This is a genomic window from Mesorhizobium sp. BR1-1-13 (genome assembly GCF_020165515.1).
Classification (GTDB): domain Bacteria; phylum Pseudomonadota; class Alphaproteobacteria; order Rhizobiales; family Rhizobiaceae; genus Mesorhizobium.
This window is the reverse complement of the sequence record NZ_JAIUIH010000012.1, coordinates 139,384-165,807: the sequence shown is the minus strand read 5'-3', so window position 1 is coordinate 165,807 and position 26,424 is coordinate 139,384. Positions and strand designations below refer to the sequence as shown.

27 protein-coding genes are annotated in these 26,424 nt (G+C 63.5%); 13 read left to right on the top strand and 14 right to left on the bottom strand.

The window, feature by feature from the left end; all coding sequences use genetic code 11:
- Nucleotides 1-21 precede the first annotated feature (21 nt).
- Entirely contained in the window at nt 22-660 is a 639-nt protein-coding gene (locus LB533_RS24490) for a 50S ribosomal protein L25/general stress protein Ctc (protein WP_140496025.1), read from the bottom strand.
- A 381-nt stretch (nt 661-1,041) separates the two neighbouring features.
- The gene (locus tag LB533_RS24485) at nt 1,042-2,076 is read right to left on the bottom strand and encodes a class I SAM-dependent methyltransferase (protein ID WP_140639728.1); all 1,035 of its coding nucleotides are present in this window, start codon (nt 2,074-2,076) and stop codon (nt 1,042-1,044) included.
- A gap of 320 nt (nt 2,077-2,396) precedes the next feature.
- On the opposite strand from LB533_RS24485, the gene LB533_RS24480 reads away from it, so the two are divergent.
- The 6 genes from LB533_RS24480 (at nt 2,397) to LB533_RS24455 (ending at nt 9,460) form a co-directional block, all read left to right on the top strand.
- A complete protein-coding gene (locus LB533_RS24480; protein ID WP_140639853.1) occupies nt 2,397-4,367 on the top strand; it encodes a putative bifunctional diguanylate cyclase/phosphodiesterase in 1,971 nt (656 codons plus the stop codon).
- Between the two features lie 451 nt (nt 4,368-4,818).
- Nucleotides 4,819-5,376, top strand: a complete 558-nt coding sequence (gene msuE, locus LB533_RS24475; protein WP_140639727.1) for an FMN reductase — start codon at nt 4,819-4,821, stop codon at nt 5,374-5,376.
- A gap of 33 nt (nt 5,377-5,409) precedes the next feature.
- Nucleotides 5,410-6,768, top strand: coding sequence for an LLM class flavin-dependent oxidoreductase (locus tag LB533_RS24470; RefSeq protein WP_140639726.1), 1,359 nt, complete (start codon nt 5,410-5,412; stop codon nt 6,766-6,768).
- A gap of 24 nt (nt 6,769-6,792) precedes the next feature.
- Nucleotides 6,793-7,641, top strand: coding sequence for an ABC transporter permease (locus tag LB533_RS24465; RefSeq protein WP_140639852.1), 849 nt, complete (start codon nt 6,793-6,795; stop codon nt 7,639-7,641).
- A gap of 47 nt (nt 7,642-7,688) precedes the next feature.
- Nucleotides 7,689-8,684, top strand: a complete 996-nt coding sequence (locus LB533_RS24460; protein ID WP_140639725.1) for an ABC transporter substrate-binding protein — start codon at nt 7,689-7,691, stop codon at nt 8,682-8,684.
- A gap of 17 nt (nt 8,685-8,701) precedes the next feature.
- Nucleotides 8,702-9,460: an ABC transporter ATP-binding protein gene (locus tag LB533_RS24455; protein WP_224678369.1), complete on the top strand. Its 759-nt coding sequence runs from the start codon at nt 8,702-8,704 to the stop codon at nt 9,458-9,460.
- A gap of 40 nt (nt 9,461-9,500) precedes the next feature.
- On the opposite strand, the gene LB533_RS24450 is transcribed toward LB533_RS24455, so the two are convergent.
- Entirely contained in the window at nt 9,501-10,724 is a 1,224-nt protein-coding gene (locus LB533_RS24450; protein ID WP_140666080.1) for an MFS transporter, read from the bottom strand.
- A 149-nt stretch (nt 10,725-10,873) separates the two neighbouring features.
- On the opposite strand from LB533_RS24450, the gene LB533_RS24445 reads away from it, so the two are divergent.
- Nucleotides 10,874-11,743 carry an AraC family transcriptional regulator gene (locus LB533_RS24445; RefSeq protein WP_224678367.1) on the top strand — a complete coding sequence of 290 codons (870 nt, stop codon included), beginning with the start codon at nt 10,874-10,876 and terminating at the stop codon, nt 11,741-11,743.
- Between the two features lie 118 nt (nt 11,744-11,861).
- On the opposite strand, the gene LB533_RS24440 is transcribed toward LB533_RS24445, so the two are convergent.
- The 7 genes from LB533_RS24440 to LB533_RS24410 all read right to left on the bottom strand — a co-directional run bounded on the left by LB533_RS24440 (nt 11,862) and on the right by LB533_RS24410 (nt 18,341).
- Nucleotides 11,862-12,797: a ribose-phosphate pyrophosphokinase gene (locus tag LB533_RS24440; protein ID WP_019860650.1), complete on the bottom strand. Its 936-nt coding sequence runs from the start codon at nt 12,795-12,797 to the stop codon at nt 11,862-11,864.
- Between the two features lie 239 nt (nt 12,798-13,036).
- Nucleotides 13,037-13,669 (bottom strand): hypothetical protein, encoded by a 633-nt coding sequence (locus LB533_RS24435; protein ID WP_224678366.1) that lies wholly within the window; start codon nt 13,667-13,669, stop codon nt 13,037-13,039.
- Nucleotides 13,670-13,712: 43 nt separating this feature from the next.
- Nucleotides 13,713-14,864, bottom strand: a complete 1,152-nt coding sequence (locus LB533_RS24430) for a M24 family metallopeptidase (RefSeq protein WP_140516886.1) — start codon at nt 14,862-14,864, stop codon at nt 13,713-13,715.
- Complete coding sequence (gene pgeF / locus LB533_RS24425; protein ID WP_140639721.1) at nt 14,864-15,658, bottom strand: peptidoglycan editing factor PgeF; 795 nt, start codon at nt 15,656-15,658, stop codon at nt 14,864-14,866. The genes LB533_RS24430 and pgeF overlap by 1 nt, the downstream gene beginning before the upstream one ends.
- Before the next feature lie 357 nt (nt 15,659-16,015).
- Complete coding sequence (locus LB533_RS24420) at nt 16,016-17,113, bottom strand: class I SAM-dependent methyltransferase (protein WP_140639720.1); 1,098 nt, start codon at nt 17,111-17,113, stop codon at nt 16,016-16,018.
- Nucleotides 17,110-17,970: a prolipoprotein diacylglyceryl transferase gene (gene lgt, locus LB533_RS24415; protein ID WP_140639719.1), complete on the bottom strand. Its 861-nt coding sequence runs from the start codon at nt 17,968-17,970 to the stop codon at nt 17,110-17,112. The genes LB533_RS24420 and lgt overlap by 4 nt, the downstream gene beginning before the upstream one ends.
- A 131-nt stretch (nt 17,971-18,101) precedes the next feature.
- A complete protein-coding gene (locus LB533_RS24410) occupies nt 18,102-18,341 on the bottom strand; it encodes a BrnA antitoxin family protein (RefSeq protein WP_140639718.1) in 240 nt (79 codons plus the stop codon).
- 215 nt (nt 18,342-18,556) lie between these two features.
- Between LB533_RS24410 and LB533_RS24405 the strand changes: the two genes are divergently transcribed.
- The 3 genes from LB533_RS24405 (at nt 18,557) to LB533_RS24395 (ending at nt 20,052) form a co-directional block, all read left to right on the top strand.
- Nucleotides 18,557-18,859 (top strand): accessory factor UbiK family protein, encoded by a 303-nt coding sequence (locus LB533_RS24405; protein ID WP_140516880.1) that lies wholly within the window; start codon nt 18,557-18,559, stop codon nt 18,857-18,859.
- A gap of 316 nt (nt 18,860-19,175) precedes the next feature.
- A complete protein-coding gene (locus LB533_RS24400; RefSeq protein WP_127855850.1) occupies nt 19,176-19,676 on the top strand; it encodes a YbjN domain-containing protein in 501 nt (166 codons plus the stop codon).
- Nucleotides 19,677-19,692: 16 nt separating this feature from the next.
- Nucleotides 19,693-20,052, top strand: a complete 360-nt coding sequence (locus LB533_RS24395) for a tRNA-binding protein (RefSeq protein WP_140639717.1) — start codon at nt 19,693-19,695, stop codon at nt 20,050-20,052.
- Nucleotides 20,053-20,065: 13 nt separating this feature from the next.
- Here LB533_RS24395 and LB533_RS24390 read toward each other — a convergent pair whose 3' ends face one another.
- The 4 genes from LB533_RS24390 to LB533_RS24375 all read right to left on the bottom strand — a co-directional run bounded on the left by LB533_RS24390 (nt 20,066) and on the right by LB533_RS24375 (nt 24,036).
- Entirely contained in the window at nt 20,066-21,088 is a 1,023-nt protein-coding gene (locus LB533_RS24390; RefSeq protein ID WP_140639716.1) for a glycosyltransferase family 4 protein, read from the bottom strand.
- Nucleotides 21,089-21,336: 248 nt separating this feature from the next.
- Entirely contained in the window at nt 21,337-22,752 is a 1,416-nt protein-coding gene (locus tag LB533_RS24385; protein ID WP_140639715.1) for an ATP-binding protein, read from the bottom strand.
- Between the two features lie 44 nt (nt 22,753-22,796).
- Entirely contained in the window at nt 22,797-23,516 is a 720-nt protein-coding gene (locus LB533_RS24380) for a response regulator (RefSeq protein WP_140549875.1), read from the bottom strand.
- Complete coding sequence (locus LB533_RS24375; RefSeq protein WP_140639714.1) at nt 23,503-24,036, bottom strand: MarR family winged helix-turn-helix transcriptional regulator; 534 nt, start codon at nt 24,034-24,036, stop codon at nt 23,503-23,505. The genes LB533_RS24380 and LB533_RS24375 overlap by 14 nt, the downstream gene beginning before the upstream one ends.
- A 258-nt stretch (nt 24,037-24,294) precedes the next feature.
- Here LB533_RS24375 and LB533_RS24370 point away from each other — a divergent pair, with 258 nt between their 5' ends.
- The 3 genes from LB533_RS24370 to LB533_RS24360 all read left to right on the top strand — a co-directional run bounded on the left by LB533_RS24370 (nt 24,295) and on the right by LB533_RS24360 (nt 26,419).
- Complete coding sequence (locus LB533_RS24370) at nt 24,295-25,188, top strand: branched-chain amino acid aminotransferase (RefSeq protein ID WP_140639713.1); 894 nt, start codon at nt 24,295-24,297, stop codon at nt 25,186-25,188.
- 146 nt (nt 25,189-25,334) lie between these two features.
- A complete protein-coding gene (locus LB533_RS24365) occupies nt 25,335-25,652 on the top strand; it encodes a hypothetical protein (protein ID WP_140639712.1) in 318 nt (105 codons plus the stop codon).
- 128 nt (nt 25,653-25,780) lie between these two features.
- Nucleotides 25,781-26,419 carry an MBL fold metallo-hydrolase gene (locus tag LB533_RS24360; RefSeq protein WP_140639711.1) on the top strand — a complete coding sequence of 213 codons (639 nt, stop codon included), beginning with the start codon at nt 25,781-25,783 and terminating at the stop codon, nt 26,417-26,419.
- Nucleotides 26,420-26,424 lie beyond the last annotated feature (5 nt).

Genomic DNA, 26,424 nt, shown 5'->3' with positions numbered 1-26,424 from the left:
GTCAGCTCCGGGCGTGAAAAGTTACTTCTCTTCGGCGGCGGGAGCCGCCTCAGGTGCAGCCTCGACCGTCTCTTCCGTCTCCGGCTTCATTGCCGACGAACCGGCGACGGTCGCGATGGTGAAGTCGCGGTCGGAGATGACGGGCTTGACGCCGGCCGGCAGCTTGACCGACGAGATATGGATCGAATCGCCAATGTCGGCGCCGGTGAGATCGACGGTGATGAATTCCGGGATCGCATTGGCCGGGCAGTGGAACTCGACCTCGTGACGCACGATGTTGAGCACGCCGCCGCGCTTGATGCCGGGCGACTTGTCCTCGTTGATGAAGTGGACAGGCACGTCGACATTGACCTCGGTGTCCTTGCCGATGCGCAGGAAGTCGACATGGACAGGGAAATCCTTGACCGGGTCGAGCTGGAAGTCCTTCGGCAGGACCTGGATCTTCTTGCCGTCGACGTCGATCGTGGCGATCGTGGTCAGGAACCCGCCGCCGTGGATCTTGTAGTAGATGTCCTTGTAGGTGAGAGCGATCGCCAGGGGAGGCTGCTTGTCACCGTAAATTACTGCAGGCACTTTACCGTTGCGGCGAACTGCACGGGCGGACCCCTTACCGACCTGTTCGCGCGCTTCGGCCTTGAGCTCGTAAGTATCGTGGCTCATGGCACTTCCTTTCGCGTTGTTCTGGAGCGTTTGCGGTTGGCAATGGGCCTTGACCGTAAACGTCGAAAGCCGCCGGGTGAGGCGGCCTTCCGCCGCGTTGCCTCCAAGGGTGTCTACGCGGGTGGCGGCTCTATAGCGGAAGGCGGCGGGAGGTGCAAGCCAAAGGCAGTCATCCAAAGGCGATGGTCCGGGGCGGGACGATTAGCCCGGCCGAAAGCGCTCGAGGCCTCACGCCGGCGCCGGTCCACGGTTGTCACTGGAGCGGTTCAGCGTCGATAGGGTCACCGACCCGCTCCAGTTCTTTGTCTGTACGCAATTGCCCGGGGAAGGCGCTATGCTCTTTCTCCGGGAAAACCGCCGCGCATTTTTCCTGGAATTGCCCTATCCGCGCTTTTCGATGACGCCATACAGCACGTTGCGGTTCTCGCCAAAGAAAACCTGCGCCTCGACCGTGTTGCGGTCGACGCTGGCATTGATGATGTTCCACATGTCGACCTCGGAACGCAGCAGCAGCACCCAGTCCATGAACGTTTCCCGATAGCCGGCGTCGGGATTGCCCTCGGCGTAGTTCGCAAACAGGAACCTGCCGTTCGGCTTCAGCATCTGCAGGCAAGTCTTCGTGAGTTTCACGGCGACGTTGTGCTGGAGGTAGTCGTAAAGGCCGGAGGCGTAGATGAGGTCGAACTTGCCCAGCTTGTGGCCCCTGGTGAGCACGGTCCGCACCGAACCGTCGACGGCCTCGATCGCGGTGCCCTGGAAGTCGCGCGCGATCAATCCAACGCTCTGGGGGTCCTGATCGAGCGCAACCCAGCGCTTGAGGCGGCCCTCGGCCAAGGCGGTCGAACGATTGGCCTCGCGCAAATGACCGGCGGCGATCGCCAGGACCTCGGCTTGCGGTCCGCTCTTGTCCGCCGTCTCGTCGACATACCGGGTCAAGAGATCGCGCCGTTCCCGCGCCGCCACGCAGGACGGTACGTCCTTGGTATGGCTGTAGAGTGCTTTTCCGGTGTCCGAGGCGCTCGCCACGCTTTCGGCCACGTGCGGATCACAATAGATGTAGTCGAGCAACTGCGCGTCGCCGGAGTAGCCCCTCGGCTTGGTGAATGACCACCGGGTGAGCGGGTCCTGGAGAAAGTAGTCCAGGATCGGGTGGTTCTGCGCCACAGGGATCAACGACTGCCAAACGTCGGGATGAACCTTGGACCGCAGGGCGTTGAGGTAGGACAGCAGGCGACGAACGATCTCGGCAGGGTCTTTGCCTTCCTCGACCTGCTGGTGTGTGGCGTGGAGAATGAGCGCTAGCTCGGCGCGGGCGGTTTCGAACGCCTCGCCGTGATGCTCGGGCTTTTTTCGAGGAAAACTGCCGGCAATCATCTCGGCAGTAATCAGGCTTTTGCCATCAAAGACACTTTGCACTCGAGCACTCCATAGTTAACAGTCAGTTAACTTATTACGTACAATGCCCGATTTGCCAATGTCGTCCCGAACGCATTTTAACGGTATGCTTAATTTCCCGCCAACCATGTTCGCGCGTTAAAACCCGCCGCATTGGATTCCCGGCCCGAGTTAACCGAAATTTGTTTCGCGCCGTTGCATTGTCGTGCGAGGTGCGCAGTCGCCGTCGCGTCCAAGGAGTTGGCCCGCGTGGGGGCAGAAGCCAGAAAGAACTTGGAACGCAAAATCCCCTTCAACCAGGATTTGTCGAGAGCGAACGCGTGTCATCCAGACTGGCCGACATGGCGCATGTAGAGCCGTACGAAGCCCGCTACGAGCCGGGGGCCGACGAGCTCCGCGTCCTTTATCGAAGGGAAGCCCAGGCGAAGCGAAGACTGGAAGCCCGGCCTGGGCTTTGGATCGCCGTGGCCATCTATCTCCTGTTTTCGGCAACGGATCTGCTGCTGATCCCGGACGTGGCGGCCTATACGATCATGGCGCGCTTCGCCGTCGGTGTGACCGCGCTGTCGATCCTGGAGGCGCAACTTCGCCGGGGAGTGGCCACGGAATGGCTCGACGTGACTTGCGCCGGGGCCATCATTTTCGGCTATATCGGCTGGTTGTTCCCGGCCTTCATGAGCGCGGACAAGGAAAGCGTCGCCTACTATATGGTATTCGGCACCATTTTCATGATGAGTGCAAATCTATTCTTTACATTCAGTTTCAATCTATCGATCGTGACATCGACCATCATCATGTGTGTCTTGTATGCTGTGAATTACTTTGTGCCTGCCACGGTAACATACAAGATGGTATTTGGCGCCTTCTACGTTTCGTGCTTCACATTCACGTCCTATGTGAACTGGAAGCTGAACGAGGAGCGCTACAACGTCTTCCTGAACGCGCTGGAAGCCAAAATCCAGCACAAGGAAGCCACCGAACGCGGCAAGGCGCTGCTGCGGCTGTCGCGGACCGATCCGCTTACGGGTCTGGAGAATCGACGGGCGATCGATGAAAAGCTCAGGGACTACTGGGGGGAGTGGCAACGGGTCGGCACCAGTTTCGTGGCGATGCTCATCGACGTGGACTTCTTCAAGAAGTTCAATGACTGCTACGGCCACCAGGAAGGCGACCGTTGCCTCATCCATGTCGCCAATGCCCTCCGGGATATGATCAGGGAATACAATGGCTCGATCGGCCGCTACGGCGGTGAAGAATTCATCGTCCTGGCCCGCATGGAGAACAAGGATCAGATCATAGATATCGCGGAAGCCATTTGCCGCACCGTCGAGAACCTGGCGCTTACCCACGAACTGCGGCGTGACGGTATCTCGGTTGTGACGGTAAGCGTTGGGGCTGCATTCACCAGGACGCAGACCGGTGCCAAGCTGGAGAAGATCATCCACGAGGCCGACCGCGCACTCTATCTGGCAAAGGCAGGCGGTCGAAACTGTGCCCGGCTGTTCGATCCAACCGATCCCCAGAGCAGCGACGAGAGCGAGAACATTGCGGCTTTGCTGAAGATCGCGATCGGCCAGGCTCTCGTTTCACTGGTCTATCAACCGATCCAGGATGTCGCGACGGACCGGGTTGAAGCGGTGGAGGCCCTGATGCGCCTCAAAATGCTGGACGGCACATCGGTTCCGCCGAGCCTGTTCATCCCCGTAGCGGAGCGAACCGGCGCCATCCTGGAACTCGGGCGCTGGGCCATCAGGACTGTGTGCGCCGAGCTCCTGGCGCACGATCATGTGCGCGTGGTCAGCGTCAACGTCTCTCCGATCCAGCTCAAGACGCCCGGGTTCGCGGCGTCGGTCGCAACCATCCTGGGCGAGACCGGCGTAACCGGCAACAGGCTGGCCTTCGAGATCACCGAGGGGCTGGAGATGGAGATGCATTCGGACATTCTTCGCTGCATCAGCGACCTGAAGCTGCTGGGGATCAAGATCTGGCTTGATGATTTCGGCACCGGCTTCGCGGGCCTCTCATGGCTTCGGCTGATCGATTTCGATACGGTGAAGATCGACCGCTCCTTCCTTCATGACTGCGCCACCCCGAACGGCAAGGCAATGCTCCAGGACATCGTCGCGCTGGTCCGAAACCGTGGCCACAAAATTCTGGTCGAAGGGGTGGAAACGGACGAGCAGATGGCTCTCATGCGCGAATTCGGCATTGACAAGGTCCAGGGCTTTCATGTCGGCCGGCCCGCTCCGGCCGGGAGTTTCCAGGCAAAGCGGACTGTCAAACGCCCATTCACTGTGCTGAAATCCGCCTGATCAGGCTTGGCTCAGGTCCCGCCGACCCGCACGGCGGGCCGTCGATTTGATCCTGGCGCCCCGGACAATCCATCGGTCGGAACGGCTGCCAGGCGCAGGTGTGGCTGACGATCGCTCGTCAACGCCGCGGACAGCGCCTGGATCTCTCGGTTCAGGGCATCGAGTTCAGCCAGCGTCATGCCCGAGCGTTCGGTCGGGGTCTCATTCGGGCCGTTGCAGTGGACGGGCAGCTTGCGGCCGGCGGCGGCGAGGTCGACCTGGACCTGTCGCTGGTCGGCCTGGCGTCCGAGAATGGCGACACCCCTTAGCCGGAACCGCGCATCTGCCGAACCACTGAAGGGCGCTGCGGCGCAAACTCAATCTCCCGATTGCGCCAGTTTTGAAATCTTCTCGCTCATTTAATTCTACAAAATCGGTAGCCTTAATGAATAAGGACCGCGAGGAGAGCCCGATGACGAACAAGCTGGTGGTGGGAATATCCGGTAACCTGACCCGCCCATCGAAGACCAAGGCCTTTATCAGCCATATCGCCGGCGAGACGGCGAACCGCATCGGGGCGACCTCGGCTATATACGATATTGAAAATCTCGGTCCGTCGCTGCCGGCGGCACGGCACCTCGGCGATCTCGATCCTGCGGCCCGCGCCATCATCGAACAGCTGGTCGGCGCCGATGTGCTGGTCGCGGGGTCGCCGACCTTCAAAGGCAGCTATACCGGGCTCTTCAAGCATTTGTTCGATCTGCTCGATCCGTCGTCGTTGCGCGGGAAACCGGTCATCCTTGCCGCGACGGGCGGCGGCGAACGCCACTCGCTGATCGTCGAACATCAGCTGCGGCCGCTGTTCGGTTTTTTCGAGGCGCTGACCGTGCCGACCGCGATCTACGCATCGGACAAGGATTTCGCCGACGGCGTCCTGGTGTCGGAGGCCATCCATGCCCGCGCCCGGCAGGCGGTTGCCGAGGTTTCCCGCGTCGTCGGGACGGCACGCAGCGTCGGCCTCGCCGCCTGAACTCCAATGGTTTTCGAACAGAGGGACCCAGCCATGACCATCAAATCAAGACAGATCAAGCTCGGCGCCTTTCTACCCGGTGGCGGCCAGCATGTCGCCGCCTGGCGCCACCCCGACGCTCCGGCCGACGGCGCGACCAATTTCGAGTTTCACAAGCAGCTCGCGCTGACCGCCGAACGGGGCCTGTTCGATGCCTATTTCCTCGCCGACAACCTGACGGTCGGGCTTGGCGCCCGCGAAGGCGGCAACGCCAAGATCGCGGGTTTCGAACCGGTGACGTTGTTTGCGGCGCTGGCGCCGCTGACGACGCATCTCGGATTCATCGCCACGGCCTCGACCACCTATGAGGAGCCCTACACGCTTGCCCGCAAATTCGCCTCGCTCGACCTCTTGTCGAATGGCCGGGCCGGCTGGAACGTCGTCACCTCGGCGGGCGACGACACGGCGCGCAACTTCAACCGCGACATCCAGCCCAACCATGCCGAGCGCTACGCACGAGCGCATGAGCATGTCGAGACGGTGAAGGCGCTGTGGGACAGCTGGGAGGACGACGCCTTTATCCGCGACAAGAAAACGGGCCGCTTCTACGACAAAGACAAGCTTCACGACATCGACCACAAGGGTGAGCATTTCAGTGTCAAAGGGCCGCTCAACGTGCCGCGTCCGGTGCAGGGCCACCCCGTGGTCGTGCAGGCGGGCCAGTCCGAGGATGGGCGCAAGCTCGCGGCAGCCTCGGCCGAGGTCATCTTCACCGCGCATCAGAACCTTGCTTCTGCGCAGGAATTCTATCGCGACATCAAGGCCCGCGTGGCGCTAGCCGGCCGTGATCCCGAACAGGTGCTGATCATGCCGGGCGTGGCGCCCTTTGTCGGCCGCACCGAAGAAGAGGCGCGAGCCAAGTATCAGCAATTGAACGACCTGATCCTGCCCGAGGACGGCGTCGCACTGCTCAACGGGCTTGCCGGACAAACGCTCGATCTCAGGGGCTATCCGCTCGACGGACCGCTGCCGCCGAGCCGCGAAACCGAAGGCATGAAAAGCCGCCAGGCGCTGATCCGCCAGATCGCAGACGAGCACAACTTCTCCATCCGCCAGCTCTATCAATGGGTCGCGACCGCACGAGGCCACTACACCGTGATCGGCAGCGCCATTCAGGTCGCCGACCAACTGGAGGAATGGTTCAGCAACGAAGCCGCCGACGGGTTCAACATCCTGCCGCCATGGCTGCCCGGCGCGCTAGACGATTTCGTCGACCTGGTGGTCCCCGAATTACAGCGGCGCGGCCTGTTTCGTACCGCTTACGAGGGCAGGACGCTGCGCGAGAATCTTGGCCTCAAGCGGCCGCAGAACCCCTGGACGGTTGCCCGTTCGACCGTGCTCGCAGCCGAATGATGCGTTGAAGCGAAAGGCATGACGATGACTTTGCAGCACATTGAACGGCCGACCGGCATCGGCGCGCATGAAAACGGCAACGGGCTCGGTGCCGATATTCTGAGCCTGGCTGGCCGAACCCTGGCGCGTCTGCTGTCGCGCTATGGCGTGCTTCTGGGTTTCCTGGCGTTCTGGCAGGCAGCGGCGAGCGGCGGCTGGGTCAATGCCGCGGTGTTGCCGCCGATCGACATGATCGTCGTAGCGCTCTGGAAGGGCCTCGCCGGGGGCAGCCTGCTCGGCGACATCGCCATCAGCCTGCAGCGCGCCGGCCTCGCCTTCGCCGCGGCGGCTACAGTCGCCATCCCGCTCGGCCTCGTCATGGGTCAGGTCCGCAGCGTCGAGACGGCGCTCGATCCGATCCTGCAACTGTTCCGGCAGACCTCGGCCCTGGCGCTCTATCCCGTCTTCATCCTGCTTCTGGGGCTAGGCGAAGCCTCCAAAGTGTTCGTCATCTTCTGGGCGACGCTGTTTCCGCTGCTGCTCAACACGATCAGCGGCGTCAAGGAGGTCGATCCGAAGCTGCTCGAAATGGCGCGCGTCTACGGCGCCCGGCGGCTGACCATATTCCGGCGCGTCGTGCTACCAGGCGCCGTGCCTTCGATCTTCGTCGGGTTGAGGCTCGGCGCGACCACCGCGCTGCTGTTGCTGATCGCCTCGGAAATGATCGGCGCCAACAAAGGCATCGGCTTCCAGGTGATGAACGCGCAGTACAATTTCCAGATCCCGCTGATGTTCGCGTCGATCGTGATCCTGGCCGCGCTCGGCCTGATCGCGAACCAGGTGCTGGTCAGCCTGCAGCGGCGGCTTTGCCGCTGGAGCAGTTCCGCCGGCTGAACAGCCGCCCCCATCATCGTCATTTTTGAAAAGTGAAAGGCCGGATCATGACCATCACACGCCGCTCCCTGCTTCTGCGCGCTCCTCTTGCCGCCGGCATCATCGTCGGGCTACCGTCGATCGCGCGGTCGCAGGCCGCTTCCGTCAAGATACGCTATCTCGCCAGCCGCGGTGGCATCTCTCCGCATGAGCTCGCCGACCAACTCGGCTACTTCAAGGGCCTCGGCATCGAGCTCGAGAATGTCGGCTATGCGGGCGGCGGCCCGGAATCGCTGTTCGCGCTCGCCTCCGGCAGCGTCGACCTGGGTTCGGCCGCCACGCCGGCCGTGATCAACTCGATCGCCGGCGGCAACGACTTCGTCGCCGCCTATCCGAGCAACGGCATCAACAGCCAGGTCAAAAGCGTCTTCTATGTGCTGGAGGACAGCCCGATCAGGTCGATCGCGGACATCGCCGGCAAGACGATTTCGGTCAACACGCTCGGCGCCCATCTCGACTACGCGGTGCGTGAGGCGCTGCACAGCGTCGGCCTGCCGCCGGACGCGGCGAAGCTCGTCGTGGTGCCGGGGCCGCAACTCGAGCAGACGCTGCGCTCGCATCAGGTCGATGTCGCCGGGCTCGGCTACTGGCAGGCGACTTTCGCCGGTGCCCTGGTGGCCAATGGCGGTGTGCGCGGCGTGTTCAACGACGCCGACGTGCTGGGCGAGATCGCGGGCGGCTTCGTCGTGCTGCGGCGGGATTTCATCGTCGCCAATCGCGACGCCGCCAAGAACTTCGTCGAGCAGTCCGCGCGTGCGGCCGACTGGTCGCGACAGAACCCCGACGAGGCACGCAAGGTGCTGGCCGAAATCCTCGACAAACGCGGCGAGAACGGCGAACTGGCGCGCTACTGGACGGGTTTCGGTCTGCGCGAGAAGGCGGTGGCGACCGACCGCGACATCGACTTCTGGGTGGCTGTGCTCGAGCGCGACGGCCGCCTGCCGAAAGGCAAGCTCAAGGCTGCCGACATCCTCTACCGGCCAGGCGAAAGCAAGACCAATTGAGCAAGGGGACTCCCAGCATGGCCACAGCACGCGGCGAGGTCACGATCCGCGACCTGTCGAAGTCCTTTGCGCTCGGCGGGCGCTCGCTCGCCGTGCTGCGTTCGCTCAATCTCGACATCCGCTCCGGCGAGTGCCTGGTCATTGTCGGCGCCAGCGGATCGGGCAAGACGACATTGCTGCGCATCCTTGCCGGGTTGGAGACCGCCGACGAGGGCGCCGTTGCGATCGACGGCAAGCAAATAAAGGGTGTCGGCGCGGAGCGGGCGGTGATCTTCCAGGAACCGCGCCTGCTGCCCTGGCTGAGCGTGCTTGGCAATGTCGCCTTCGGCCTCGAAGTTCGCGGCGTGCCCAAGGCGCAGGCCGAGCAGAGGGCGCGCTTCTACATAGCGTTGGTCGGTCTTGCCGAGTTCAGCGATGCCTACCCGCGGCAGCTTTCGGGCGGCATGGCGCAACGCGTCGGCATCGCCCGGGCGCTGACGGTGCAGCCCGAGATCCTGCTGCTCGACGAGCCGCTCGGCGCCCTCGACGCCATGACCAAGATCTCCATGCAGGAGGAACTGGCGCGTATCTGGAGCGAGGAAAACGTCACCATGGTCATGGTCACCCACGATCTGGAGGAGGCGATCTATCTCGCCGACAGAGTGCTGATCCTGCCCAGGGAGAAAGGCGGCGCGGCGCGGCTGATCACCGTCGACCTGCCGCGCCCGCGTGACCGCAGCGAAAGCCGCTTCGTGCGCCACCGTGAAGAGTTGCTGCGCGAATTCGGCCTGCACTGAGGCCTCGACGCGCTCGCACGTGTCGAGGCGCTTTCCCAGGCTAGGCCTTCCGCGCTTCCTTCATGTTGGGCAGGAACACCGTCAGCAGGCCCAGGAACGGCAAATACGAGCAGATCTGGAAGACGAAGTCGATGCCCTTCATGTCGGCCACGATGCCGAGCACGGCTGCCGCGATGCCGCCGACGCCGAAAGCGAAGCCGAAGAAGATGCCGGCGATCATGCCGACGCGGCCCGGCACCAGTTCCTGCGCGAAGACGACGATGTTGGAGAAGGCGGACGACAGGATCAGGCCGATCAGCACCGTCAGCACCATCGTCCATTCCATGTTGGCGTAGGGCAGTGCCAGCGTGAAGGGCAGCACGCCGACGATGGAAAACCAGATCATCGCCTTCTGTCCGTAGCGGTCGCCGAAGGGACCGCCGAGCAGGATGCCCAGCGCCGAGGCGCCGAGGAAGAGGAACAGCATGACCTGCGACATCTGCACCGAGACGCCGAACTTATGGATGGCGTAGAAGGTGTAGTAGCTGGAGAGGCTGGCGATGTAGGCGTTCTTGGTCAGCACCAGCAGCGTCAGCACGGCAAGCGCGCCCATCACCTTGCGGCGCGGGAAGGGCGAGACGAAACTGGACGTCTTGCGGTTCGCCTGCGTGGCGCGCAAGCGGCTGTACCAGCCGCCGACCTGCCACAACACGACGATGCCGATCAGCGAGCCGACGGCGAACCATGAAATGCTGGTCTGGCCGAAGGGAACGACGATGAACGCCGCCAGCAGCGGTCCCATGGACTGGCCGAAATTACCACCGACCTGGAACAGCGACTGTGCCAGGCCGAAGCGGCCGCCTGAGGCGAAGCGGGCGATGCGCGAGGATTCCGGATGGAAGATCGCCGAGCCGATGCCGATCAGCGAAGCGCCGATCAGGAGCAGCGTGTAGTGGCCGGCATAGGCAAGCACGATCAGGCCGATCAGCGAGGAGGCCATGCCGTAGGGCAGGGAATAGGGCATTGGCCGCTTGTCGGTGATCATGCCGATCACCGGCTGCAGCAGCGACGCGGTCACCTGGAAGGTGAAGGTGAGAAGGCCGATCTGCCAGAAATCGAGGCCGTAATTCTCCTTCAACAGGGGATAGATGGCCGATAGCAGCGACTGCATGATGTCGTTGATGCAATGGCAAAAACTCACCGCCAGGATGACGGTGAAGGCCGTCGCCTGGGCTGAAGCATGGCTGGCGGTCGCGGGAGGGGCGACGGCTGTCGTATCGGTCAAGGTAGGCTCCATAGTCTTTTTGGCGGCATACCCGCGGGCAAGCTGGCGGACGCTCCTGCGTCGCCTTGGGAACGGATGGCTTATAGGCTGCTTGCGGGACGACTTCTTTCGTGGTTTGGTCCAATAGTTTCGCGAGTGGGCCATAGCTTATGCCGCATGGCAGGGAAATTATTCACGCTGGTAGTGCCGACCTCGAGCAGTTGCACGAGCGTCGCTGGCTATGGCTGGAGCAAGTGGCCGGGCCGGCGGTGGCGTTGCCGACCGAATATCCCGACGGCTACCATGTGCCGCGGCACCGCCACAGCCGCAGCCAGTTGCTGCATGCGCTGGTCGGTGTCGTGCTGGTGACGACGCGGCACGGGCGCTGGATGGTCCCGCCCGATCACGCCATGTGGATTCCGGCGGGAACCGAGCATTCCGTCGAGATGCTGGGCGACGTCTCGATGCGCTCGGTCTATGTCATGCCGGGAGCGATCCCCGGACTGCCGGAAGGCCTGCGCGTCGTCGGCGTCACCGACCTGATGCACAGCCTGATCGTGGAATCGGAGAAACTGCCGCAAGGCGGCGTGCTGGAAGGCCGCGGCGGGCTGATCATGAATCTCCTGCTGCACGAAATCCCGACCTTGCCGGAGCGGCCGCTTGGCCTGCCGTTCCCGTCCGATCCCAGGCTGGCGGCGCTGTGCCGGCGTTTCGTGGCGGCACCGTCGCCGCGCGCGACGATCGACGAGTGGGCGGACGCCGCCGGCATGAGCCGACGCTCCTTCACGCGCGCCTTTCATCGCCAGACCGGACTGTCGCTATCGACATGGCGCCAGCAGGCATGCCTGTTCGCGGCGCTGCCGAGGCTCGCCGATGGCGAGCCGATCACTCGGGTGGCGCTCGATCTCGGCTATGACAGCGTGCCGGCCTTCATCACCATGTTCAAGCGCATGCTCGGCGCCTCGCCGCGCGGCTATATGCGCGGCGCGCGAGATGCCGGCGAAAACCCGCGGCGCATAGGCGGTCCGATCGCCGCTTGAGGCAGCGCCGATGGCATCAAGCTGATGCGGCAACCCTCGGTCCAAGGTCCATTTGCAGGAGCACTGATTCCACGTTGTAATCTGTTTTGCTGCGCTACGCGCCCGCCGGGATCGACAATTAGTCGAACAGGCTCGACACCGATTCCTCGGTTGCCGTGCGCGAGATGGCTTCGCCCATCAGGTCGGCGATCGAGATGACGCGGATATTGGGGGCGTCGAGCACGCCCTGGGTCGGCTGGATGGAATCGGTGATCACCAGTTCCTGCAGCTTGGAGCCGCTGATGCGGGCGACCGCGCCGCCCGACAGCACACCATGAGTGATATAGGCGGTGACGCTGGTGGCGCCGTTGGCCAGCAGCGCATCGGCGGCGTTGCACAGCGTGCCGCCGGAATCGACGATGTCGTCGATCAGCAGGCAGTCCTTGCCGGCGACCGCGCCGATGATGTTCATGACCTCCGATTCGCCGGGACGCTCGCGGCGTTTGTCGACGATGGCGAGCTGTGCGTCGAAGCGCTTGGCCAGCGCGCGTGCACGCACCACGCCACCAATGTCGGGCGACACGACGACGACGTTGCCGAGCTGCTTGTATTTCGCCTTCACGTCGCGGGCCATGACCGGCACCGAGAACAGATTGTCGGTCGGAATATCGAAGAAGCCCTGGATCTGGCCGGCGTGGAGGTCGAGCGTGAGCACGCGGTCGACCCCGGCGCGGGTGATCATGTTGGCGACCAGCTTGGCCGAGATCGGCGTGCGGCCGGAGGCGCGGCGGTCCTGCCTGGCATAGCCGAAATAGGGGATCACCGCCGTAATGCGCTTGGCCGACGAGCGCATGAAGGCGTCGATCATGATGAGCAGTTCCATCAGGTGATCGTTGGTCGGAAAGGAAGTCGACTGCAGGATGAAGACATCCTCGCCGCGCACGTTTTCCTGGATCTCGACGAAGATTTCCTGGTCGGCGAAGCGCCTGACACTGGCTTTGCCCAGCGGGATGTTGAGATAGCGGGCGACCGCCTCGGCCAGCACCCTGTTGGAATTGCCCGCGAAGAGTTTCATGCACCGTTCCTGGTGGAGGATGGAGAGCCCCAACAGACTCGCCTACGCCCTTTAACCGGGCTTTTAGCGGCCCGCGCGGCTATTGCAAGCACCGTGATTGGAAATCCGCCGGCTAATCCTGGGAAATGTTCGCGCCATCGCGTATGGGCAACACCGGGCAGCGGACCCGGCGCCGCTGCTCCTTCCTCTTGTTCGAGCATCGGATTTCCCCGCGGCCGTTTCCATTCGGGTCCGATGGTCTAGCCCGCCTTGCCGCCAAGCCATGCCGCGAACTGGTCGATGGTCTGGTCGGCGATCGCCTGCATGGTGGCTGGCGCCACCGCTTTCCAGCTGTCGCCGCCCCCGCTGACGCCGGAATTGGCCGAAGCCGCCTTCTGCTGGCCGTTGATGCGATGCAGGCGGTTGCCCGAGGGATCGTAGACGTCCCACACATAGATGACGGTGGTGTCCTTGCCTTCGGAGATCACCGAGAAATAGCCTTTGAGCACATGGGTCGCGGTCTGGTCGGCGCTGCCGGCCAGCGTGATGCCGCGCTGCCTGGCGCGCGTCTGCAACTCCGCCGTCAGCGGCGTCGCCGCTTCCACCGAAGCGCCGACGATCGGCGCGATCTGCAGGCGCGTCCTGGCAAGGACTGCCGCGGTCTGGGCCGGCGTGGCTGACGTCGTGGTCGTTGCAGGAGCGCCCGCCGTGGTGGTGGCGGGGCCAGCGGGTGCCGGGGTGGCGGTGCCGCCGCCCTGGGTTGCCGGCGTGGCCGGCGCCGCGGCCGTGGGCGGGGTGATGGCGGAGGGTTCGAGGACGTCTTTTGCGTTGGTGCAGGCGGCGAGCGCCAAGACCACGAGCAATGACACGGTCGTCAGCTGCGATCGTCTCATTTGCCTTCTAACTCCTTGGCGAAGAACGCCTCCCATCGTGGATTCACTGTACGATCAAGTCGAGATCATGGCGGGAAAGCGGCTTCGGCTGTGATTCGGTCGTGAGATAGGTGCGGCCAAGCGTCATCGCCGTCTCGGTTTCGGAATCCATGATGATCATGTGGGCGAACAGCGTCATGTTCGGCGCGATCGGCTCGGGATTGCCCTGGTAGAACATCGGCATGTCCATCCAGGACGGGGTGAAGCGGGCGCCGACCGAGTAGCCGCAGGCATTCAGCCGATGCTTGGTCAGTCCACGTGCCTCCATGACACGGGCATGCGCGTCGAACACGTCGCCGAAACTGTTGCCCGGCGTCATCGCCTTCTCGACCGCCAGCAGCGCGGCACGGGCCGCGTCGAACAAGTCCTGATGGCGCTTCGAGGCCTTGCCGGTCAGCACCGTGCGCATCATCGGCGCATGATAGTGATGAAACACCCCCGCCCATTCGAGCGTCAACTGGTCGTTCTTGGTGAGCTTGCGGCGGCCGGCCTTGTAGCGGCACAGCAGTGCGTCGACGCCGGAGCCGATGATGAATTCGTTGGCCGGATAGTCGCCGCCGCCGGCAAAGATCGCGCCTTGCATGGCGGCAAGGATCAGTGCCTCGTCACCGCCCTGCTTGATCAGCGGCAAGGCCGCATCCAGCGCGTCGTCGGCCAGGTTCGCCGCCTTCTCGGCCTTGGCGATCTCGGCCGGGCTCTTGAACAGGCGCAGCCGACCGACGATGCCGGACGCATCGGCGATCTGGCCGAAGGTCTGCAGCTGCTCGTCGAGGCGGCGGCCATTATAGGCGGTCAGCCCATGAGTGTCGTATTCGACCCCGATGCGGGCGCCGAGCAGGTCGAGCTCGTTCAGCAGATTGCGCAGGTCGACCGCCGGATTGGCGCCATCGCGATCGGTCCACAGCACGATGTTGTCGATGATCGAGGTGTGGCGCGCCTGACGCAGGTCGGCCGAGCGGGTCAGCAACACCATGGACCCGTCGGCTTTCACCACCAGGCACTGGAAGAAGCAGAAACCGAACGTGTCGTAGCCGGTCAGCCAATACATGCTTTCCTGCGCGAAGAGCAGGATGGCGTCGAGCTTCTTCTCGGCCATCTCGATCACCAGCCGATCGCGGCGCGCGTCGAATTCGGATCGTTCAAAATGCAGCGCCATCATTCACTCTCCAAAACGATTGCCGATACCTGCCGGCCGTAATCGGGTTCCTTGCGGTGCGTCGTGCGCCGGTAGGAGTAAAACAGATCTTCCTCGGCATAGGTGCAGCGGCCGAGACCCTGCGCGGTCACACCCGCCCTGTCGAGCCGGTCCACCGTGTAGCGGTTGAGGTCGAACATCGAATGACCGGGATTCGCCGAAGGCGCGAAATACCTGTCATTTTCGCCATCGGCCTCGACGAAGCGGGCGACGAATTCGGGCCCGACCTCGTAGTTTTCCGGGCCGATCGAAGGGCCGAGCACGGCGACGATGTTTTCACGGCGAGCGCCGAGACTTTCCATGGCGGCAATGGTGTTCTCGAGCACCCCCGTGAAGGCGCCTTTCCAGCCGGCATGCGCCGCGCCGATGATGCGCGCCCCGGCATCCGCGAACAGCACAGGGCCGCAATCGGCGGTCGAGGCGCCGATGGCGATGCCCGGCCGGTCGGTGACGATGGCGTCGGCCTTGGGGCGTTCACCGGCAAAGGGTTCCCTGGCGATGACGACATCAGGCGAATGGATTTGCCAGGCGGTCAGGAGATGGTCCGCCGGCACGCCCATCCAGGCGGCGACACGGCGGCGGTTCTCGGCGACCAGCGCCTGGTCGTCATCCGAGCCGGTGCCGATGTTGAGGCCCCGATAGATGCCGGTCGAGACCCCGCCTATGCGGGTGAAATAACCGTGGCGGATGCCTTGTGCCTGCGCCAGGTCCAGCAGCGGCGACCGCACGGGATCCGGTTTAGTCTGATTCAGCATGTGGGCGTTGTTGTCCGTGTGGGCGGTTTCGTCAAGAAAAAGTCGGAAAGCGAGACGGCCGGCGTTCAGCCGCTCTTTTACCGGACGGGAGATTGGGAGGGGTGACGGTGAAAAGTCAATCCGGCGTGGCGAAGGGGCAACGCAACGAATCCGGGGTAACGGTTCCTTCGCCGCTGCGCGGTTGAGGGAGCAATTGAACGGAAAAACCCGCCTGTGCGGCGGGTCCCTGGCGCAACTCAGCACCATAACCAAATGTCTACCATAGTTGCCTTCACCCCGTCAAGAAAAAATTCCTATAGGGGTTGCCGGCCATGAAAATGTACCGGCACAACCGGACTGGCCGTCGTCACGCCTTTGTCAATCCGAGCTCGGAGCTTGGGCAAAGGGGCGAACGGCAACGCCGCGCGGCACTATGGCAAGCACCTTGAACAGGTCGCCCATGGCCTGCGGCCCGGCGAGGCGTTCGACGTCTCCGGCGATCTTGTCGCGTGCCGTCTGGCTGGCATCGGCGCCAAGCCGGCCGGCACGCTCCAGAATGCCCAGGCCGAGCAGGAAATCACCCTGCGTCGACAGATGGGCGTCCAGACCATGCGCGCGCACCACCCCGGCAAGGGCGGCGAAATCGACATGGGAGGTGAGGTCGGCTTGCCCGGGATTGGCCAGCACATCTTCGTGATCATGACGGCGCACGGCCTGCAACGTGTCGCCGACACCCGGCCGCAGATAGCCATAGTCGGCAAACAGGCCGGAGCCGCCTTGAGCGGCTATGCGCTCGGCTATGGCCGCCATCAGGGCGATGCGGGCAGGAGCTATCTCGACGATCGCGCCTTGCGGTGCTTCGCCGGCATCGGCGGGCAGCAGCGTCGGGTCGAGCGAGCCGGCGCCGGCGAAGAAGGAAAGATTGTTCGTGGCGTCGAGGCCGACCACGCGCTCGCGCCAGCCGGTGCCGGCGCGGACGAACTGGCGGACGGGGATGGCGTCGAACAATTCGTTGCCGACGATGAAGAGCGGCTGTGGCGGCAGCGTATCGATGGTCTCGTGCCAGCGAATCGAGAACGGTGTGGCGCCGAGCGTCTGTTTCTGCACTTCGGTCAGGCGCGGGCTGGTCTCGATCATGGCGAAGGCAGCGTCGTTGGCCAGTGCCGGTTCGAGCCGCGACAGGGTGCGAAGCATGTCCTTCATCAGCGTGCCGCGGCCGGGGCCGATCTCGCCGATGGTGACCGGCGTCGGCCGGCCGACCGCCAGCCAGGCCTGGTAGAGCCAGACGGCGACGAGCTCGCCGAACATCTGGCTGATCTCCGGCGCGGTGACGAAATCGCCGGCGGCGCCGAACGGTTCGCGCGTGGTGTAGTAGCCCGCCTCGGGATCGAACAGGCACAATGCCATGTATTCGTTGACGGGGATCGGCCCCGTCGCCTCGATCAGATCGACGATGCGTGTCTTCAGCCGCGTCATGTCGCCTGCGGCCGTGACTGCGGCACCGGCTTGGCTGTCGTCATCGCCCAAATGCCGGCCAGCACCATCGGCGAGGACAGGATCATGCCCATGGTGAGCCAGTTGGTGCCGAGGAGATAGCCGAGCTGCTGGTCGGGCTCGCGGAAGAATTCGACTGCTATGCGCGACAGGCCATAGCCGCAGATGAAGGCACCTCCGACGAAGCGCGGCGTCTTCAGCTTGAGGCGCGAATGGGTGAGGAAGCGCAGCACGAGAAAGAGCACCAGGCCTTCAAGCAGGGCCTCGTAAAGCTGGCTCGGATGGCGGGTAAACGGCCCGCCATTGGGAAACTCGATCGCCCACGGCATGTCGGTTGGCCGGCCCCAGAGTTCGGAGTTGATGAAGTTGGCGACGCGCACGAGGCCAAGACCGACCGGCACGCCGGCGGCCACGACGTCGAATAGCGACCAGGTGCGGATGCCGCGCTTGATCGAAAACAGCGTCATGGCGAGGATGACGCCGAGCAGGCCGCCATGGAACGACATGCCGCCCTGCCAGACGGCGAAGATGTCGAGCGGGTGCGCGATATAGCGCGGCAGGTCATAGAACAGCACGTAGCCGGTGCGCCCGCCCAGCACGACGCCGATGGCCGCCCAGATGATGAAATCATCGAGGTCCTCCGGCTTCATCGGCAGGATGCCGTCGGCCCAGAGTTTCGGATTGGCGGCGAGCCGCTTGGCGTACCACCAGGCGAACAGGATGCCGACGATGTAGCCGACGCCGTACCAGTGCACCGCCAGCGGTCCGATCTGAATCAGCACCGGGTCGATGTTGGGAAAGGGCAACGAGGCCAGCGGCAGCAGGAAATATTCGTTCAACGGGGAGCTCTCGGTTGCGTTTGGCGCGGACCATGCGGCAGGGTTTTGGCGGGGTCAAGGCAAGGTAGTCGGCGTCAAAGATCGGATCGGATCACCGCTTGCAGGCCCATCGCGCCGTGCGGGCGGTGAGCTCAATCCCTTGGCTTGGCGGCCACCAACTGCCGCAACGCGTCGTTGATCCTGTCCTGCCAGCCGGGGCCATCTTCCTGGAAGTGGTCGAGCACGGCCCGGTCGATCCGGATCGAAACAAGCTCGCGGACATCCGGCGCGGTCGAAGCTTCGCGAATTGGCGGTGCCGGCTTCTTCACCGGTTTGAAGGCAGCTTCGGCGGCTGCCATCGGATTGGTCGGTCGGCGCGGAGGGGTTGCCATTGGTGACCCTGACTGAAGTGTGTTTGAGGCAATACGAGACGAGAACACAATAGGCGACCTGGCGCCCTCAAGTACAGCTCTGGCGCCGTCTGAGAGCTTCTTACAGGAATGGCACTGCCATGCGCCACAGCAACGCAGACAGCGCGGCAACCCTCAACGTTCTTGCATTCGGCGCGCGGCGCTACTAACTCAATTTCAGCAACCGAGGATTTGCCATGTCGACCGGACCGAACCGCATTCTCGACGAATTCGCCAAGCTGATGACCGATGCCGCGGGCGCCGCGCAGGGCGTGCGGCGCGAGGTGGAGACCGCCTTCAAGGGACAGGCCGAACGTATCCTGAATTCGATGGATGTGGTGCAGCGCGAGGAATTCGAGGCCGCGCGCGAGATGGCCGCCAAGGCCAGGGAAGAGAATGCTCGCCTTGTCGACCGCATCGAGGCGCTTGAGGCCAGGCTTGCCGAACTGACCGGGCAGGCCACACCTGCGGCTTCCGCAAAGCCCAGGCCGAAAAAATAATTCGTTAAACTTTTCCACAAAGCACCAGCCTGAAAAGCGCTTTGCCGTGAATCGCTTACCGGCATTGCGTGACTCTGTGCGACAGCGCCTTTCCACATGCGAATGACGCAGCGCGAAAAATTGGGCTGTTCACGCGACTCCCGATCAATAGACTGAATTTGTTGCATGATTCGGAGCAGGGTCATGCGCCGGGCGGTGGGGTCCGGTCTGGGGTCTTTGCGTCGAGAAGTCCTGGCCGTCCGAGTTCTAGATCAGATTGTTCGTCGTGTGTGCCCCGCGGAGCGTGTGGCGCTCCCCTGAACACAGGAAGCATTCCATGGAACTTCTCGAACTCGAATTCTCCCGCGAAATCCATCCGGTGGATGTCATTGAGCAGGTGGCCCACAACAATGACTGGTCCTTCGAACGGGCCGGCGACGACGAAATCTCGATCTCGGTCGCCGGAAGCTGGACCGACTATCACGTCTCCTTCTCGTGGATGGAAGATTTCGAGGCGCTGCATCTGGCCTGCGCCTTCGACATCAAGGTGCCCGAGGCCCGCGCGCTGGAAGTGATGCGGCTGTTGTCGCTGATCAACGAACAGATGCTGTTCGGCCATTTCGACCTGTGGGAGCAGGAAGGCGCGATCATGTTTCGCCAGTCGCTGCTTCTGGCCGGCGGGGTCGAGCCTTCGAGCCAGCAGGTCGAGGTGCTGCTGTCGTCGGCGCTGGAGGCCTGCGAATGCTACTTCCAGGCATTCCAGTTCGTCGTCTGGTCCGGCACATCGGCCAAGGACGCGCTGGCCGGGGTGCTGTTCGAGACGTTCGGCAACGCCTGACCAGACTGGTTTCGACATGAGTTCAAGCAGCGAGCGCAAGCCCGAGATCAGTTTCGCCGATTTCGATCGTGTCGACATCCGCGCCGGCACGATCGTCGAGGCCGAACCGTTTCCGCAGGCGCGCAAGCCGGCGTTCAAGCTCAAGATCGATTTCGGCCCCAAGATCGGGGTGAAGAAATCGTCGGCGCAGATCACCAAATATTATACGCCCGAGACGCTGATCGGCCGGCAGGTGTTCGCGGTGGTCAATTTTCCGCCGCGCCAGATCGGGCCATTCATGTCGGAAGTGCTGACGCTCGGCTTTCCCGACGAGGAGGGCGCCGTGGTGCTCGGCGCCATCGAGCGCAAGGTGCCGGACGGCGGGCGGCTGTTTTAGCCGAGAGGGAGCGTCAGGCCGCCAGTTTCCGCGTCGTGCCCAGAGCCTCCTGGACCGTATCGAGAAACATTTCCGCACAGGCTTTCCAGCTGTAGCGCATGGCGCGTTCGCGCGCCTGGGCGCGGTCGACATCGAGGGCGGCGAGCGAGGCTTCGCGCAGGTCGTTGGAGACCGCGCCGCCGAAGCCGTCGCCGACGATGTCGATCGGTCCCGTGACCGGAAAGGCGGCGACCGGCGTGCCGCTGGCCAGCGCTTCGATGATGACGTTGCCGAAAGTGTCGGTGCGGCTCGGAAAGACGAAGACGTCGGCCGAGGCGTAGATTTCGGCCAGTTCGTCGTTGGGGCGGTGGCCAAGGAAATGCGCGGCTGGGTAGCGCGCCTTGAGCTTCGCCAGTTCCGGGCCCTCGCCGACAATCACCTTGCTGCCGGGCAGGTCGAGATCGAGGAAGGCGGAGAGGTTCTTCTCGATGGCGACGCGGCCGACACAGAGGAACAACGGGCCGGGGAAGCCGAGATCCTTCCTCTTGTCGGGCCGGAAATGATCGGTATCGACGCCGCGCGTCCATGGTCTCAGCTTGTTGAAGCCGCGCGCTGCAAGATCATCCGCCAGCGACCGCGTCGCGACCAGCGTGCCCTGGCCGGAATTGTGGAAATCGCGCAGCCAGCGATAGGCCCAGCTTTCCGGCACCGGCAGCCGGGCGCTGAGATATTCGGGAAAGCGCGTGTGGTAGCTGGTGGTAAACGGCCGGCCGGCATTGCGGCAGTAGCGCCGCGCCATGATGCCGAGCGGACCTTCGGTGACGATGTGGATGTGGTCTGCCTTATAGGCCTCGATCAGGCGCGCGACGTGACCTGGCGTGGTCAGCGCCAGGCGGATATCGGGATAGGTCGGCAAAGGCAAAGTGTGAAAGATATTGGGCGTCAGGAAATCCACCGCAACATCGAACGATTTCAGCGTCTCGGTGAGCCGCTCCAGCGTGTGGACGACGCCGTTGACCTGTGGGCGCCAGGCGTCGGTGACCATCAATATGCGCATGGCGGGCCTTTGCTCGAAAGGTCGGCGGTTGCTTCGGTACGATGCCGGGACGGCGACCAGCCTGCGGCCCTCGCTTCGCTCCAGCGCACCCGGGCGGGCACGGGATCGAAGTGAGACGGCGGGCTCGAATCAAGTGAGGTCGCGCGCTTCATGCGCGCTCTTCAGCATGGTTTCATGACGGGCCAATGAAATCGGCCAAGCATGACCTCGTCCGGAAACGGTTTCCGCTTCCTGCGATTGAATCCCTGTCAGGCCGGAACCTTGATCACGGCGCGCAAGCCGCCGAGCGGGCTGACGTCGAGCGTGATGTCGCCGCCATGGCTGCGGGCGATGTCGCGGGCGATCGACAGGCCGAGGCCAGTGCCGCTGGCATCGAGATTGCGGGCCTCGTCGAGCCGCATGAAGGGTTTGAACACCTCTTCGCGCTTTTCGGCCGGAATGCCCGGACCGTCATCGTCGATGGTCACCACGAGCGAGCCGCGGCCATGATTGGCGGCCACCTCCACCGTCTTGGCGTAGCGGAAGGCGTTGCCGATGACATTCGACATCAGCCTGGCGAAGGCGTTCGGCCGCACATGCACGGTCGGATCGCCGGAAAGCGTCGTCGACAATTTGCATTTGCGCAACCGAGCTTCCTCGCTCAGCTTCTGGAAATAGGCTTCGAGATCGAAGCGCCCGGTGTCTTCCGAGGCCTCGCCACGGGCGAAGGCGAGATAGCCTTCGAGCATCGACTGCATGTCGTCGATGTCCTGGTTGAGCGCGGCCTTGGTCTCGGCCTTGCCGCCCGCCAGCGCCAGCTGCAGCTTGAAGCGGGTGAGGATGGTTCTGAGGTCATGGCTGACGCCGGTGAGCATGGCGGTGCGCTGTTCGATCTGGCGCTCGATGCGCTCGCGCATCTGGATGAAGGCAAAGCCGGCGCGGCGGACCTCTTCCGCGCCGCGCGGGCGGAAATCACGCGGCATCGGCCGGCCCTTGCCGAAGCTTTCGGCGGCTTCGGCCAGCGTCAGGATCGGCCGGATCTGGTTGCGCAGGAAGGGAATGGCGATCATCAGCAGCACCAGCGAGGTGCCGACCATCCAGATCAGGAAGATGTGCGTGTTCGAAGCATAGGCCTGGCTGCGGCGCACGAAGACGCGCAACACCTTGCCTTCGAGCTGGACGCGGACCTCGATGATGTTGGAGTTGCCGACCGTATCGATCCAGAACGGCCGGTTGATCTGGCGGGTGATCTCGGCGGAGAGAACGTCGTCGAGGATGGAGAAGAACGGCTTTGGCCCGGGCGGCGGCAGCGGGTCGGGCGGCAGGAGGTCGACCTTCAACTGCATGCGGTCCTGGGCGATGCGGATCATGTTGGCGTAGTCGGCGTCGTGCGGATAGGTCTCGATCAGGTCGATGATGGCGGCGATGTCGCGCACGGTCGCCTGTGACAGGCGCTGCGTCACGGTCGCCCAATGCCGCTCCATGAAGACGAAAGCGACCACCGATTGCAGCAGGATCATCGGTGCGATGACGATGATCAGCGAGCGCGCGTAGAGGCGCTTGGGCATGTAGAGCGAAACGAGGCGCCAGAACCGGTTCCAGACGCGCGGAACCCTCTTGAGCAGCCGTGTGGAGCGCGTGCTCAAGCCGTCAGATTCCGGCTGTTCCAGTTCCGTGGTCGCCATTCACCTTTCGCTCGCTCCGTGGCCGCCAGGCCGAAGGCGGTAGTCTATTCGACGCTGAGCCGATACCCAATACCGCGGACCGTCTGCAGCCAGACCGGATTGGAGGGATCGCGCTCGATCTTGCGGCGCAGCCGATTGATCTGGACGTCGATGGTGCGCTCGCCGACATCCGATTCGTCGCCGACCAGTTCGTGGCGCGGGATGGTTTCGCCGGCGCGCGCGGCGAATATCGCCAGGATCTCCTGCTCGCGATCGGTCAGCTTCAGCGCCTCGCCGCCACGCTTCAATTCGCGCCTGGCGATCTGGAATGTGTAGGGACCGAAGACGAGCTGCTCGACTTTGGGCGTGGTCGCAGGGCCGCCGCGGCGCAGGATGTTGTTGATGCGCAGGATCAATTCGCGCGGATCGAAAGGCTTTGGCAGATAATCGTCGGCGCCGGCCTCCAGGCCGGTGATGCGGCTGTCGGTCTCCGACAGCGCCGTCAGCATCAGGATCGGCACGTTCTTCTCGGCCCGTAGCGCCTTGGTCAGATCGACGCCGTTTTCGCCGGGCATCATCACGTCCAGCACAAGAAGATCGAAGTCGAGGCCGGCGAGTTTGCGCCGGGCTTCGCCCGAAGTGCCGGCGACGGTGACGCGAAAACCGTTCTCGGTCAGATATTGCTTGAGCAGGTTGCGGATGCGGGTGTCGTCATCGACCACAAGCAGATGCGGCGCATCGTCGTCCGGTGCGGCCGCGTGATCAGCGCGTTCAGTGCTCTCCATGGCTTTTCCCTGACATTTTTGCGGACCCAACGTCGATCTGGGCTCTCAGTTCCGGATTGACCATTGCTTCGAGGAAGCGTTCCACCTGGGTCCGTTCGGCGGCTCCGGAATCTTCCAATGCAGCATGGATGCGGCGCGACTGTGGCCGCGCCAGCGCCAGCGCCAGCGCGCGGCCCTTGGCGGTCGGATACAGTTCGCGCTGGCGACGGTCGCGCGGCCCTTGCAGCTGCACGACATGATCGGTGTCGATCAGCTGCTTCAGCACGCGCGCCAGGCTCTGCTTGGTGATCTTCAAGACATCGAGCAGTTCGGCGACAGTCAGGCCCGGCCTGCGGTTGACGAAATGCAGTACCCTGTGGTGGGCGCGGCCGAAGCCATAGTCGGCCAGGATCTGATCGGGATCCGAAGTGAAATCGCGATAGGCGAAGAAAAACAGCTCGATGAGGGCGAAATCAATGCCATCCTCGGCTGACATCGCGGTCCTGATCGGTGTCCCGGCTGCTCGGCTTCGATCCGTCATCTTTTCTCCATGGGCAGGGAAGATTATGTCAGTACTATTGACGTAATTTCACTGCAATGGTAATTTTTGACAAGGTTTTGGGCGGATTGCGAACGAAAAGGCAAGACAGGCCGGGTTTTCCGGAACTTCCTGAGTTTGCCAGAGCACGATTATCCGCCTACCTTTCCAGACAGCGGCAGGCGCCCCAACCAGATGGCGCAGCCGACAAGAGCACGCAACGAACAACGATATGCGGGCTGCCGCCCGCGGGAGGTTACCATGGCATCCGTTCCCTTCGATCAACTGGACGGCTTCATTTGGATGAATGGCGAGTTCGTGCAATGGGGCGAGGCCAAGATCCATGTGCTGACCCACGGCCTGCACTATGCCAGCGCGGTGTTCGAGGGCGAGCGCGCCTATGGCGGCGAGATATTCAAGCTCAACGAGCATACCGAGCGCCTGCATGAATCGGCGCGGTTGCTCGGCTTCAAGATCCCCTATTCGGTGGCCGAGCTCAACGACGCCTCCAGTACCCTGCTGAAGAAGCAGGGCTTCAAGGACGCCTATGTCAGGCCGATCGCCTGGCGCGGCAGCGAGCAGATGGGCGTTTCGGCGCAGAACAACCGCATCAATTGCGCCATCGCCATCTGGCAATGGCCGAGCTACTTCGATCCGGCGCAGAAGCTGAAAGGCATCCGTCTCGACGTGGCCGAGTGGCGCCGGCCCGACCCGCGCACGGCGCCGTCCAAATCGAAGGCTGCAGGCCTCTACATGATCTGCACCATGTCCAAGCATGCCGCCGAGGCCAAAGGCTATGCCGACGCCATGATGCTCGACTGGCGCGGCCAGGTCGCGGAAGCCACCGGCGCCAACATCTTCTTCATCAAGGAGGGCAGGATCCACACGCCCAAGCCGGACTGCTTCCTTGACGGCATCACCCGCCGCACGGTCATCGGCCTCGCCAAGGACCGCAGCCTGGAGGTGGTGGAGCGCGCAATCATGCCGGAAGAACTCGAGGGCTTCGAGCAGTGCTTCCTGACTGGAACGGCAGCGGAGGTGACCCCGGTTTCGGAGATCGGGCCGTACCGATTCGAGGTCGGCGAGATCGCCAAGACGCTGATGAATGACTATTCTGCGGCCGTTCAGCCGAAGCACGCGATCGCCGCAGAATAACGAAAGTCACAGCTTTTCGCGCAAGCAGGGGCGGTTTTCGGGCCGCCCCTTTTATTTCAGCGTTTCTGCATTTGACTTTCGCCGAATTCAGCGTCTCCATGATGGTGTCGGCCCGGGAGGCTGGCAGCTATGGAGGGACTGGTAAGATGGACATGAATACGCTTCTTCCGATCATCGTTCAGATCATTACAGGCATCATCGGTGGTCAGGCGGTCGGCGCGGCGATCAAGACGGCGGCGATGGGGCAGCTTCCCAAGATCCTGGGCGGCGCCATTGGGGGCGTCGGCGGAGCGGCGATCCTCGGCAGCCTGCTCGGCGGCGGTGCGATCACTCCTGACGCAGCCGCGGCGGCGACCAGCGGCCTCGGCAGTGCGCTCAACTTGCAGAACATAGTCGGCGGCGCCGGCGGCGGCGCGATCCTGACGGGCATAATCGGCGCGGTCATGGGCGCCATGAAGAAGTAAGCCTGCGATCTCGGGCTGGCCAAATGGGCGGCTTCGGCCGCCCATTTCTTTTGGGCTGTTTGCCTTTCAGCGGTGGACGCCCTTCGTTCGCGCCTCTACATCACCGCGTGAACATCGAAAGGACGATCATGGGTCAGCTCAATGCCGGCATCGTGCCGGTCACGCCCTTCCAGCAGAATTGCACGATCCTGTTCGACATGGACGACAAGCACGGTGTCGTCGTCGACCCGGGCGGCGATATCGACAAGGTGCTGGCAGCGCTGAAGGACAATGCGATATCGGCCGGTGCGATCTGGATCACGCATGGTCATATCGACCATGCTGGCGGCGCGATGGAGCTGAAGGAAGCGCTCGGGGTCGAGATCATCGGCCCGCACGAAGCCGACAGGATGTTGCTCGACAATCTCGAGAACCAGGGCAGGCGCTATGGCATTGCCGGCGTGCGCAACTGCGTGCCCGACCGGTTTCTCACCGAAGGCGAGACGGTCTCGTTCGGCTCGCATCTCTTCGAGGTGCTGCATTGCCCCGGCCACGCGCCCGGCCATGTCGTCTATTACAACCGCGCGGCCAAATTCGCCCATGTCGGCGACGTGCTGTTTCGCGGCTCGGTCGGGCGCACCGACCTGCCGGGCGGCGATCATGCGGCACTCATCGCCTCGATCAAGGACAAGCTTTTGCCGCTCGGCGACGACATCGGCTTCATCTGCGGCCACGGTCCGGGCGGGCGTTTCGGCGAGGAGCGGCGGAGCAATCCGTTTTTGACGTGAAGCGC

Bases quoted from the DNA above. Each gene is read 5' to 3' on its own strand.
- LB533_RS24405 (WP_140516880.1), top strand. From the start codon at position 18,557: ATGTCGACCGGACCGAACCGCATTCTCGACGAATTCGCCAAGCTGATG.
- LB533_RS24385 (WP_140639715.1), bottom strand. From the start codon at position 22,752: ATGGCGACCACGGAACTGGAACAGCCGGAATCTGACGGCTTGAGCACG.
- LB533_RS24435 (WP_224678366.1), bottom strand. From the start codon at position 13,669: ATGAGACGATCGCAGCTGACGACCGTGTCATTGCTCGTGGTCTTGGCG.
- LB533_RS24440 (WP_019860650.1), bottom strand. From the start codon at position 12,797: ATGAAACTCTTCGCGGGCAATTCCAACAGGGTGCTGGCCGAGGCGGTC.
- LB533_RS24465 (WP_140639852.1), top strand. From the start codon at position 6,793: ATGACTTTGCAGCACATTGAACGGCCGACCGGCATCGGCGCGCATGAA.
- LB533_RS24390 (WP_140639716.1), bottom strand. From the start codon at position 21,088: ATGCGCATATTGATGGTCACCGACGCCTGGCGCCCACAGGTCAACGGC.
- LB533_RS24430 (WP_140516886.1), bottom strand. From the start codon at position 14,864: ATGGCGCTGCATTTTGAACGATCCGAATTCGACGCGCGCCGCGATCGG.
- LB533_RS24380 (WP_140549875.1), bottom strand. From the start codon at position 23,516: ATGGAGAGCACTGAACGCGCTGATCACGCGGCCGCACCGGACGACGAT.
- LB533_RS24480 (WP_140639853.1), top strand. From the start codon at position 2,397: ATGGCGCATGTAGAGCCGTACGAAGCCCGCTACGAGCCGGGGGCCGAC.
- LB533_RS24455 (WP_224678369.1), top strand. From the start codon at position 8,702: ATGGCCACAGCACGCGGCGAGGTCACGATCCGCGACCTGTCGAAGTCC.
- LB533_RS24490 (WP_140496025.1), bottom strand. From the start codon at position 660: ATGAGCCACGATACTTACGAGCTCAAGGCCGAAGCGCGCGAACAGGTC.
- LB533_RS24445 (WP_224678367.1), top strand. From the start codon at position 10,874: ATGCCGCATGGCAGGGAAATTATTCACGCTGGTAGTGCCGACCTCGAG.
- LB533_RS24460 (WP_140639725.1), top strand. From the start codon at position 7,689: ATGACCATCACACGCCGCTCCCTGCTTCTGCGCGCTCCTCTTGCCGCC.
- msuE (WP_140639727.1), top strand. From the start codon at position 4,819: ATGACGAACAAGCTGGTGGTGGGAATATCCGGTAACCTGACCCGCCCA.
- LB533_RS24370 (WP_140639713.1), top strand. From the start codon at position 24,295: ATGGCATCCGTTCCCTTCGATCAACTGGACGGCTTCATTTGGATGAAT.
- pgeF (WP_140639721.1), bottom strand. From the start codon at position 15,658: ATGCTGAATCAGACTAAACCGGATCCCGTGCGGTCGCCGCTGCTGGAC.
- LB533_RS24400 (WP_127855850.1), top strand. From the start codon at position 19,176: ATGGAACTTCTCGAACTCGAATTCTCCCGCGAAATCCATCCGGTGGAT.
- LB533_RS24420 (WP_140639720.1), bottom strand. From the start codon at position 17,113: ATGACGCGGCTGAAGACACGCATCGTCGATCTGATCGAGGCGACGGGG.
- LB533_RS24410 (WP_140639718.1), bottom strand. From the start codon at position 18,341: ATGGCAACCCCTCCGCGCCGACCGACCAATCCGATGGCAGCCGCCGAA.
- LB533_RS24375 (WP_140639714.1), bottom strand. From the start codon at position 24,036: ATGACGGATCGAAGCCGAGCAGCCGGGACACCGATCAGGACCGCGATG.
- LB533_RS24365 (WP_140639712.1), top strand. From the start codon at position 25,335: ATGGACATGAATACGCTTCTTCCGATCATCGTTCAGATCATTACAGGC.
- LB533_RS24395 (WP_140639717.1), top strand. From the start codon at position 19,693: ATGAGTTCAAGCAGCGAGCGCAAGCCCGAGATCAGTTTCGCCGATTTC.
- LB533_RS24360 (WP_140639711.1), top strand. From the start codon at position 25,781: ATGGGTCAGCTCAATGCCGGCATCGTGCCGGTCACGCCCTTCCAGCAG.
- LB533_RS24470 (WP_140639726.1), top strand. From the start codon at position 5,410: ATGACCATCAAATCAAGACAGATCAAGCTCGGCGCCTTTCTACCCGGT.